Source organism: Rhodococcus sp. 320_ES, from assembly GCF_059691855.1.
Genome location: NZ_JCAWAG010000002.1, coordinates 764,037 through 773,877, shown reverse-complemented (window position 1 = coordinate 773,877; position 9,841 = coordinate 764,037). Strand labels below are relative to the sequence as shown.

Annotated in this window: 10 protein-coding genes; 6 read left to right on the top strand and 4 right to left on the bottom strand. The window is 66.2% G+C overall.

The window, feature by feature from the left end; genetic code table 11:
• Positions 1–3: 3 nt before the first annotated feature.
• Complete coding sequence (locus AC59JP_RS10315) at positions 4–798, bottom strand: hypothetical protein (protein WP_497325645.1); 795 nt, start codon at positions 796–798, stop codon at positions 4–6.
• Positions 799–1,055: 257 nt separating this feature from the next.
• Here AC59JP_RS10315 and dnaK point away from each other — a divergent pair, with 257 nt between their 5' ends.
• The 5 genes from dnaK to AC59JP_RS10290 all read left to right on the top strand — a co-directional run bounded on the left by dnaK (position 1,056) and on the right by AC59JP_RS10290 (position 6,417).
• Positions 1,056–2,897: a molecular chaperone DnaK gene (gene dnaK / locus AC59JP_RS10310; protein WP_497325644.1), complete on the top strand. Its 1,842-nt coding sequence runs from the start codon at positions 1,056–1,058 to the stop codon at positions 2,895–2,897.
• The gene (grpE, locus tag AC59JP_RS10305) at positions 2,894–3,469 is read left to right on the top strand and encodes a nucleotide exchange factor GrpE (protein ID WP_497325643.1); all 576 of its coding nucleotides are present in this window, start codon (positions 2,894–2,896) and stop codon (positions 3,467–3,469) included. The genes dnaK and grpE overlap by 4 nt, the downstream gene beginning before the upstream one ends.
• 41 nt (positions 3,470–3,510) lie before the next feature.
• Positions 3,511–4,704, top strand: coding sequence for a molecular chaperone DnaJ (gene dnaJ / locus AC59JP_RS10300; protein WP_497325642.1), 1,194 nt, complete (start codon positions 3,511–3,513; stop codon positions 4,702–4,704).
• Positions 4,705–4,728: 24 nt separating this feature from the next.
• The gene (locus AC59JP_RS10295; protein WP_497325641.1) at positions 4,729–5,130 is read left to right on the top strand and encodes a heat shock protein transcriptional repressor HspR; all 402 of its coding nucleotides are present in this window, start codon (positions 4,729–4,731) and stop codon (positions 5,128–5,130) included.
• Between the two features lie 129 nt (positions 5,131–5,259).
• A complete protein-coding gene (locus AC59JP_RS10290) occupies positions 5,260–6,417 on the top strand; it encodes an FAD-binding oxidoreductase (protein WP_497325640.1) in 1,158 nt (385 codons plus the stop codon).
• Positions 6,418–6,429: 12 nt separating this feature from the next.
• On the opposite strand, the gene AC59JP_RS10285 is transcribed toward AC59JP_RS10290, so the two are convergent.
• Genes AC59JP_RS10285 through AC59JP_RS10275 form a run of 3 tightly spaced genes read right to left on the bottom strand, consistent with a single transcriptional unit; the run spans position 6,430 to position 8,863 of the window.
• Positions 6,430–7,176, bottom strand: a complete 747-nt coding sequence (locus tag AC59JP_RS10285) for an FAD-binding oxidoreductase (protein WP_497325639.1) — start codon at positions 7,174–7,176, stop codon at positions 6,430–6,432.
• Positions 7,177–7,181: 5 nt separating this feature from the next.
• Positions 7,182–8,660, bottom strand: coding sequence for an alpha,alpha-trehalose-phosphate synthase (UDP-forming) (locus AC59JP_RS10280; RefSeq protein ID WP_497325638.1), 1,479 nt, complete (start codon positions 8,658–8,660; stop codon positions 7,182–7,184).
• Positions 8,661–8,692: 32 nt separating this feature from the next.
• Positions 8,693–8,863, bottom strand: coding sequence for a hypothetical protein (locus AC59JP_RS10275; protein WP_497325637.1), 171 nt, complete (start codon positions 8,861–8,863; stop codon positions 8,693–8,695).
• A 131-nt stretch (positions 8,864–8,994) separates the two neighbouring features.
• On the opposite strand from AC59JP_RS10275, the gene AC59JP_RS10270 reads away from it, so the two are divergent.
• A complete protein-coding gene (locus tag AC59JP_RS10270) occupies positions 8,995–9,813 on the top strand; it encodes an alpha/beta fold hydrolase (protein WP_497325636.1) in 819 nt (272 codons plus the stop codon).
• Positions 9,814–9,841 lie beyond the last annotated feature (28 nt).

Here is a 9,841-nt window from a genome sequence, read left to right as displayed (position 1 = left end):
GTTTCAGCGCAGCTCCTGTACCGCCCGCTCCGCTTCCGTGACCTGCTCGTCGGCCTCGTCCCGCGCAGCCGTCGCCTCTCGTAGTTGCCCCTCGGCGCGGTCGAGCTCTTTCTCCGCCCGACGCAACGACGTCCGAAGTTCGTCGACACGCTCCCGAATCGAGTCCGCAGTCTCCGCAGCGTCGTCCAGTGTCGACTGAGCCTGCGCGAGAGCATCTTTCGCCTCGTCGAGGGCGTCACGTGCGGCGCGTCGATCGTCCTCCGACGTGTCGGGCTCCGGCTCCGGTTCCGGCTCGGGTTCGGGGTCCGGCACCGACGCCAACAACGCCGGCCCGAACCCGCTGTACTCGATGGCGGACAGCACCCGTCCCTGCCGAACCAGCTCCGCCACGTCGGGATCCGCGAGCGCCGCGTTGAGCGTCTGCCCGATCTCGCGCACCATGTCCTCGGTCATGGAGACCTCGCGCTCCGACGCCAGCTCGCTCGCTGCACCGGCCAGCCCGCGCACCGCGGCGTGGCGCTGCTTGGTGAGCGTCTTCAGGGCGGCGCCCGACAAGTGTCGCTGCGCCTCGACGAGGGCCTCGCCCAGATCGAGCAGGTCCTGCACCTCACCAGGCCGCTCGTGCGCCAGCAGGTTGACGGCCCAGCCCACAGTGGTCGGTTTGCGGAGTTTGCCGATCGCGGCGGCGAGTGGGCGGTCCTTCGCGGCGCGCGCCTCCTTCACCTTCTCGGTGCGCAGGGCGACGAACTCGGACAGGTCGACGCTGTAGAGCTCGTCGGCGACCTGATCGATGTCCACCCCGGCCACTCTTCCTCTCGTACGGCAGACCGTCCAGCGTTCGGCAGACGCTGCGGGGTCCGCCGAACGCTGGACGGCCTGCCGAAATCGTGCGAGAGGGGCTCGGGAACAAACCGCGAACCTCCTCCGTTGGACGTGTCAGCTGCATTGAGTGAGGCAGGCTCAAGTCTTGACTTGACTGGAACAACGGTCATGAGCAAACTTGAGTCTTGTTCGCTCAGGGAGACCCTGAACCCGTTATATCTAGGAGGAACACAATGGCTCGTGCGGTCGGAATCGACCTCGGGACCACCAACTCGGTCGTGTCCGTCCTCGAGGGCGGCGAGCCGGTCGTGGTCGCCAACTCCGAGGGCTCACGCACAACCCCGTCGATCGTCGCGTTCGCGAAGAACGGTGAGGTCCTCGTCGGTCAGTCGGCAAAGAACCAGGCCGTCACCAACGTCGATCGCACCATCCGTTCGGTCAAGCGCCACATCGGCACGGACTGGACCGTGGCCATCGACGACAAGAAGTACACCTCGCAGGAGATCAGCGCGCGCACGCTGATGAAGCTCAAGCGCGACGCCGAGGCGTACCTGGGCGAAGACATCACCGACGCCGTCATCACCGTCCCCGCCTACTTCGAGGACGCACAGCGTCAGGCGACGAAGGAAGCCGGCCAGATCGCCGGCCTCAACGTCCTGCGCATCGTCAACGAGCCCACCGCGGCAGCACTCGCGTACGGCCTGGACAAGGGCGAGAAGGAACAGACCATCCTTGTGTTCGACCTCGGTGGCGGCACGTTCGACGTGTCCCTCCTCGAGATCGGCGACGGAGTCGTCGAGGTCCGCGCCACGTCCGGTGACAACCACCTCGGTGGCGACGACTGGGACGAGCGCATCGTGACCTGGCTCGTCGACAAGTTCAAGGCTCAGAACGGCATCGATCTGACCAAGGACAAGATGGCCCTGCAGCGTCTGCGTGAGGCTGCCGAGAAGGCGAAGATCGAGCTGTCCTCCAGCCAGAGCACGTCGATCAACCTTCCGTACATCACGGTCGACGGCGACAAGAACCCGCTCTTCCTCGACGAGCAGCTCTCCCGCTCGGAGTTCCAGAAGATCACCTCGGACCTGCTCGACCGCACTCGTGCGCCGTTCCAGGCGGTGGTCAAGGACTCCGGCATCGCCGTCAAGGACATCGACCACGTCGTGCTCGTCGGTGGCTCGACCCGCATGCCCGCCGTCTCCGAGCTGGTCAAGGAGCTCTCCGGTGGACGCGAGCCCAACAAGGGCGTGAACCCGGACGAGGTCGTGGCCGTCGGCGCCGCTCTGCAGGCCGGTGTGCTCAAGGGTGAGGTCAAGGACGTTCTGCTCCTCGACGTCACGCCGCTGTCCCTCGGTATCGAGACCAAGGGTGGCGTCATGACCAAGCTCATCGAGCGCAACACCACCATCCCGACCAAGCGTTCCGAGACCTTCACGACGGCCGACGACAACCAGCCGTCCGTGCAGATCCAGGTCTTCCAGGGTGAGCGCGAGATCGCGTCGCACAACAAGCTCCTCGGATCGTTCGAGCTGACCGAGCTGCCGCCCGCCCCCCGCGGCGTGCCGCAGATCGAGGTCACCTTCGACATCGACGCCAACGGCATCGTGCACGTCACGGCCAAGGACAAGGGCACCGGCAAGGAAAACACGATCAAGATCCAGGACGGCTCCGGCTTGTCCAAGGAAGAGATCGACCGCATGGTCAAGGACGCGGAGGCGCACGCCGAAGAGGACAAGGCCCGCCGCGAGGAAGCCGAGACCCGCAACCAGGCCGAGTCGCTCGTCCACCAGACGGAGAAGTTCGTCAAGGACAGCGAAGACAAGATCCCGGCCGACCTCAAGGAGCGCGTCGAGACGGCGATCTCCGAGGCCAAGACGGCGCTCGACGGAACCGACATCTCGGCCATCAAGACCGCGGTCGAGAAGTTGAGCACCGAGTCCCAGGCTGTCGGCACCGCGATCTACGAGGCCTCCGCGGCCGAGGGATCGGCCAACGGTGAGGCCCCGACCGACGGAAGCGACGACGTCGTGGACGCCGAGGTCGTGGACGAGCCCGTCGACACGGACAAGAAGTGAGTGGTGCAGAAACCGAGCACGAGCCGGTAACCGGCGAGGTACCGGCCGAGGACGTCGTGGAAGAACCCCTCGCGGGAACTGCCACGGCGCCCCAGCCGGGCTCGGTGGACGACGACGTCACGGTGGAAGAGCCCGAGCCGGAGCGCGACGAGCTGGCCGAGCGGACACTCGATTTGCAGCGGATCAGCGCGGAGTACGCCAACTATCGGCGTCGCGTCGCGCGGGACAAGCAGACCGACATCGAGAATGCCAAGGCATCGGTTCTGACCGAATTGCTGGCCGTTCTCGACGATCTCGACCGGGCGCGTGCCCACGGCGATCTCGAGACGGGTCCGCTGGCAAGCGTTGCGGCCAAGCTCGAATCGATCTTCACCGCGCAGGGCATCGCGTCGTTCGGTGCCGAAGGCGACGCCTTCGACCCGGCCGTTCACGAAGCCGTGCAGCACGACGGTGACGGTCACAACCCGGTCGTGGGAAGTGTGTTCCGCAAGGGTTACAAATTGCGCGACCGTGTACTGCGCACCGCGATGGTGGCAGTGACGGACGGCGAACCGACAGCCGACCAGGCATAGTCGGAAATTACAGAGACAGTGCGAAAGGAGGAGGCACCCAAGTGAGCCAACGGGAGTGGATCGAGAAGGACTTCTACAAGGAGCTGGGTGTCTCCTCCACCGCATCGTCGGACGAGATCAAGAAGGCGTACCGCAAGCTGGCACGCGACAACCACCCGGACGCGAATCCGAACAACAGCAAGGCCGAAGAGAAGTTCAAGGCCGTCAGCGAAGCCCATGCGGTGCTTGCCGATCCGGCCAAGCGCAAGGAGTACGACGAGGCGCGCGCTCTGTATTCGAGCGGCGGATTCGGTCGCGGCGGCTTCTCACCCGGCGGAGGGTCCAACTTCGGCGGTGGCGGCGGCGCACAGGGCTTCGACCTCGGTGACCTCTTCGGAGGCGGCGGTTCCTACACCGCCGGTGGCGACTCCGGCCTCGGCGACCTCTTCGGTGGACTGTTCAACCGCGGGGGCACCACAGGGCGGACGGGCGCGTCGACGAGGCCGAGCCGCGGGCAGGACCTGTCGGCGGAGATCACCCTCGACTTCCGCGACGCGGCCACCGGAACTGCTGTGCCGCTGAGCATTACGAGCCCGTCGTCGTGCACCACGTGTCACGGCAGCGGTGCCAAGCCGGGAACCAGCCCTCGGGTGTGTCCCAAGTGCAACGGTGCGGGCGTCGTCAACCGGAACCAGGGCGCGTTCGGCTTCAGCGAGCCATGTGACGAGTGCCGTGGAACCGGATCCATCATCGACGACCCGTGCCCCGACTGCCGCGGAAGCGGAGTGCAGAACCGCACCCGCTCGGTGACGGTGCGCGTGCCCGCCGGTGTCAGCGACGGCCAGCGCGTTCGCGTGGCCGGGCGCGGTGAAGCCGGACTCCGCGGCGCTCCCGCCGGTGACCTGTTGGTCACCGTGAAGGTGCGCGCCGACAAGGTGTTCGGACGGTCCGGCGACGATCTGACGCTCACCGTTCCGGTGGCGTACAGCGAACTCGTCCTCGGCGCGACGCTGTCGGTCCCGACTCTGGACGGCCGTGTCGGCGTCAAGGTCCCCGGCGGGACCGTCGACGGGCGTACGTTCCGGGTCAAGGGACGCGGAATTCCGAAGAAGAGCGGCACCGGCGACCTGCTGGTGACCGTGAAGGTCGCGGTGCCGCCGAAGCTCGATGATGCTGCGACGGAAGCACTCACAACGTATGCGCAAGCCGAGAAGGCCAGCGGATTCGATCCGCGCGCCGGCTGGCCGGGCGCGTAGAAGAGCCTGCGAAGGGAGAAGGAAGTGGTGGACGCACGAGAATCTGCCGCGGATCCCGATGCCCGTATCTTCGTGATCTCGGTGGCGGCCGAACTGGCCGGAATGCACGCGCAGACGTTGCGCACCTACGACCGTCTCGGTCTGGTGACGCCGCACCGCACCACGGGCGGCGGTCGGCGATATTCGCCGCGCGACGTGGCGCTGCTCCGTGAGGTGCAACGCCTCTCGCAGGACGAGGGCGTGAACCTTGCGGGCATCAAGCGCATCATCGAGCTCACCAATCAGGTGGAGGCGCTGCAGATGCGTGCCACCGAATTGGCGACCGAGCTCGCGCAGGTGCACGCGGGATATCGGCGTGACCTGCTTCCCGCGCCGCGCAACAACGCGCTGGTGGTGTGGAAGCCGCGCAATCAGCGTCAGCCGTAAAACAATCTTATTACCGGTTTTCCGTGAATTAAAAGCACGCAACGTCGGGATGATGAAACTGTGCTCCCTGAAGTCGATAATTGCCGTTAGAATTCGCTGAGCAGGCATTATCGACACGAGGGGACGCACATGGATTCACGGGCGATATCCCTCGTGCGCACGTCGTTCAAATCGGTTGCGGCCGTGGACGGTGGGCCCGAGAAATTGTCCTCGTCGTTCTACGCAATTCTTTTCGCCGACAATCCGGAAATTCGCGACTTCTTTCCAGCCTCGATGACGGGCCAGCGCGAACGTCTGGTGACGGCCATCGCGTACGCGGTGGATCATCTCGACGACCTCCACGCAACGCTTCCTTTTCTCGAGCAACTCGGCCGTGACCACCGCAAGTACGGAATCGTCGACGCGCACTACGCGGCGGTGGCCGCAGCTCTGACGACGGCTCTGCGGCGTTTCGCGGGCACCGAAATGTGGACCGACGACGTTGCGGAAGCGTGGGGCGACGCGATTGCGATCGTCGCCGGAACCATGATGAACGCGGCCAACGCGGAAACCGGTCCTGCCGCCGTGGGTGCGACCGTCGTCCAAAAGTCCGAGGTGCTGCGCGACGTCGCGATCATCCGGCTGCAGCTCGACGAACCCGTGAAATACGAAGCGGGACAATACCTCAGCGTCCAGATACCGAGCCGGCCTCGGATGTGGCGCTACCTGTCACCGGCCATCCCTGCCAACGAAGTCGGTCAGATCGAGTTCCATGTGCGACGGGTGTCGGGCGGGTGGGTCAGCCCGGCGATGGTGCGCCAGACCAGCATCGGGGAGCGCTGGGTGGTCGGGTCACCTCTCGGGGCATTGGGAATCGACGGCGCCGGGGGGCGCGACATGCTCATGATCGGATCGGGCACCGGGATCGCGCCACTGCGGGCTCAGATCATGGAAATGTCCGCCCGATCGCACAACCCGAAGGTGCACCTGTTCATGGGCGGTACCTACCCGTGCGATCTGTACGACTTCCGCACCATGACCGATATCGCGCGATCGAATCCCTGGCTCACCGTCGTCCCGGTGTCCGAGCACGACAGCGACCCGTGGTGGCACGACGGCGACGTTGCCGCTGTGCTCTCCCGTCAGCTCATGCCGAGCCCGGTCGGGGTGCTCGCCGCGTCGTTCGGTTCGTGGGCCGAGCGCGACGTGCAGATCGCCGGATCCCCATCGATGATCGGCAAGACTGTCGACGCTCTGCTGGCCGGCGGAACCCCGGCGGAAAACATTCGGCACGATCCGCTGATCTAGGCGGTCAAGGATCTAGGTAGCGATTGCCTCGGCGGGCGTCCCCGTCGCCCGCAGCGACCGCACCGTCGCGTCGACCATTCCGGGGGATCCGCAGACCAGGACCTGACGGTCCCGGAACGGCCCGAACGACGCCGCGACGTCACCGACCCGGCCGACCACCAGCTGGTCCTCCCGAAAGCCGGACCACGGCGCCTCGGCCCGACGTTGCCGGTCGGCCTGCGCGAACCACTCGTCTGCGAAGGGCGGGTCCGCGAGAGCGTCGACGACGGGTGTGATCGTGAGCCACGGAGCGTGCGCGGCCAGCAGCGACAGCATGTCGGCCGCGTAGAGGTCACGCGGTGACCGTCCGCCGACGAACAGGTGCACCGAGGGCGGACGCTCCCAGCGCGCGAGGTCGAGGATCAGCGCGCGCATCGGTGCGAGTCCCGTTCCGCCGGCGATCATCACCACGTCGCGCCCCGAATCGTCGACGAACAGCTCGCCCTCGGGGGAGTCGATGCGCCACACGTCGCCCACTCGGGTCTCCGCCACGATGGAGCCGCTCACCCAACCCGCCGGGACGGCGCGCACGTGAAACTCGAGCTTGCCGTCGAGCGACGGGGGAAGAGCGGGGGAGTATCGGCGCGGTACGCGCGGACTTTGCGGAACGGTCACCGACACCGATTGGCCGGCGTGAAACGGCACGTAATCGCCGACGAGCCGCACGACGGTGATGTCCCGCCGCAACCGATGAACCTGAACAACCCGAGCGTCCCCCACGCCGCCTATTCTTCCCCAGCTTCTCCGATCTCGCGGTTGGATACGAGGTGGCTGGGCACGTCGTCTCCGGTTCGGTTCAGTGCGGACAGGAACGAGCGAGCCCACCGGTCCACGTCGTGCGCGAGGACCTGTCGACGCATCGCGCGCATGTAGCGTCGACCCGTCTCACGGTCCTGTTCGATCGCCGAGAGCATCGCGTCCTTGACGCTGTTCAGATCGTGCGGGTTGCACAGGTACGCCTGCCGCAATTCGGCTGCGGCGCCGGTGAATTCGCTGAGCACCAATGCTCCGCCCAGATCGCTGCGGGTCGCCACGTACTCCTTGGCGACCAGGTTCATCCCGTCGCGCAGGGGAGTGACGAGCATGACGTCGGCGGCCAGGTAGTACGCGGTCAACTCGTCGCGAGGCACCCCTCGGTGCATGTAGTGCACCACCGAGTGGCCGACGCGACTGAACTCGCCGTTGATGCGCCCGACCATCGATTCGATCTCGCCGCGCATGTGCTTGTAGCTCTCGACACGTTCGCGGCTGGGGGTGGCGATCTGGATCATCACCACGTCCTCGGGGTCGACGCGTCCCTCCGTCAACAGTTCGAGGAACGCGTTCAGACGGACGTCGATGCCCTTGGTGTAGTCGAGACGGTCGACGCCGAGCATGATCGTCTTCGGATTGCCCAGCTCGCCGCGCATCTGGTTCGCGCGATCGCGGACGTTCTTGCGGCGCGATTTTCCGTCGAGGTCCCCGGAGTCGATGGAGATCGGGAACGCGCCCACACGCACGTCGCGAAATCCGACCTGCACCACGCCGAGCTTCGTGCGAACGCCGACGGTTCCGCGCGACGTGGGCTGGCCGGCGAGTCGACGGGCGAGGTAGAGGAAGTTCTGGGCGCCGCCGGGGAGGTGGAAGCCGATGAGGTCCGCCCCCAACAACCCCTCGACGATCTCCGTGCGCCACGGCATCTGCATGAACAGCTCGACCGGAGGAAACGGAATGTGGAGGAAGAACCCGATGGTGAGGTCGGGTCGCAGCATCCGAAGCATCTTCGGAACGAGCTGCAGCTGGTAGTCCTGCACCCAGACCGTCGCGTTCTGCGCGGCGGTCTTGGACGTCGCTTCGGCGAAGCGACGGTTGACCTCGACGTACGCCTCCCACCACGTCCGGTCGTACACGGGCCGGACGATGACGTCGTGGTACAGCGGCCACAGCGTGGCGTTGGAGAATCCCTCGTAGTAGTCGGCAACTTCCTGCGCCGACAATCCGACAGGAACGAGCTCGAGTCCCTCGTCGTCGAACGGATCGACGTCGACGTCGGGAATTCCGGGCCACCCCACCCACGCACCGTGATTGCTGCGCAGAATCGGCTCGAGCGCGGTGACGAGCCCACCGGGGCTCCGCTTCCAGCGCTGTGTTCCGTCCGGGGCGGTGTCGAGGTCCACGGGCAACCTGTTGGCGACAACGACGAAATCGGAACCTGCTGAAGCCACGCTGAATTCCTTAGCTGAGGGGTAGGGCGAACCTAGTCGGTCTTGAGGGCGGGACCGATTCCGAGCATCGAGAGCAACATGCGGCACTCGTCTGCGTCGGCGGCGTAGGCGGCGACGACGCGCTGGGCGTCGCGCGCGGTCTCGTCGGCCAAAGGTTCGATGTCCTCGTCGGCGATATCGGTATCGGATGTCTTGGCGACCATGGGGTACTCCGTACGGTGAGCGGTGTGTGCTGGTGATTACCTGGTACCCGAACCCTATGTAAATACTCGCCTGTCCTGCAAAGTCACACCACAATCTCTGAGCACCGCCCGAAGAAGGAGAGCGCACCGCGATGCCGATCGGCACCATCAACGGAATCAGGTTGAACTATTCGATCACCGGAGCGGGCCCGCTCGTGGTCATGATCATGGGCACGGGCAGCCCCGGTCGGGTCTGGCAGCTCCATCAGGTCCCCGCGCTGACGGCAGCCGGCTACCGCGTCTGCACCTTCGACAATCGCGGCATACCGCCGACCGACGAATGCGTCGGCGGCTTCACCATGGCCGATCTGGTGGCGGACACGGCAGCGCTCATCGAGCGCGTGCGTGAGGACGACAAGCCCGCGATCGTGATCGGTACCTCGATGGGTGCGCGGGTGGCGCAGGAGCTGGCGCTGAGTCGTCCGGAGCTGGTGGACAAGGCAGTGTTCCTCGCCGGCCACGGCCGCCTCGACGAGTTTCAGAAGGTGCTCGGGCAGGGGGAGAAGGACCTGGCCGACGCCAAGGTCACCGTGCCCCCGAAGTACGCCGCCGCCGTCACCGCTGCTCTGAACCTCTCGCCCGCCTCGCTGAAAGACCCCGCGCAGGCCCGCGACTGGCTCGACCTGTTCGAGTTCTCCGCGCAGCCGACCACGCCGGGCCTGCGCGCACAGCTCGATCTCGACGACGATTTCAACCGCGTCGAGGCCTACCGGGGCATCACCCGGCCCTGCCTGTCGATCGGGTTCGCCGACGACCGCATGATCCCCGCCTACCTCTCCCGCGAACTCGCCGACGTGATCCCGGGCGGCCTGTACCTGGAGATCGGCGACGCGGGGCACTACGGGTATCTGGAGAAGCCGGATGTCGTGAACTCGGCGATCGTGGAGTTTCTGCGGGGGTCTCGCGCCTGACGGTGCCGATCGCGCGCATTTGTTTGGG

Coding starts and splice junctions, on each gene's coding strand:
- AC59JP_RS10290 (WP_497325640.1), top strand. CDS start 5,260: ATGGATTCACGGGCGATATCCCTCGTGCGCACGTCGTTCAAATCGGTT.
- dnaK (WP_497325644.1), top strand. CDS start 1,056: ATGGCTCGTGCGGTCGGAATCGACCTCGGGACCACCAACTCGGTCGTG.
- AC59JP_RS10275 (WP_497325637.1), bottom strand. CDS start 8,863: ATGGTCGCCAAGACATCCGATACCGATATCGCCGACGAGGACATCGAA.
- AC59JP_RS10270 (WP_497325636.1), top strand. CDS start 8,995: ATGCCGATCGGCACCATCAACGGAATCAGGTTGAACTATTCGATCACC.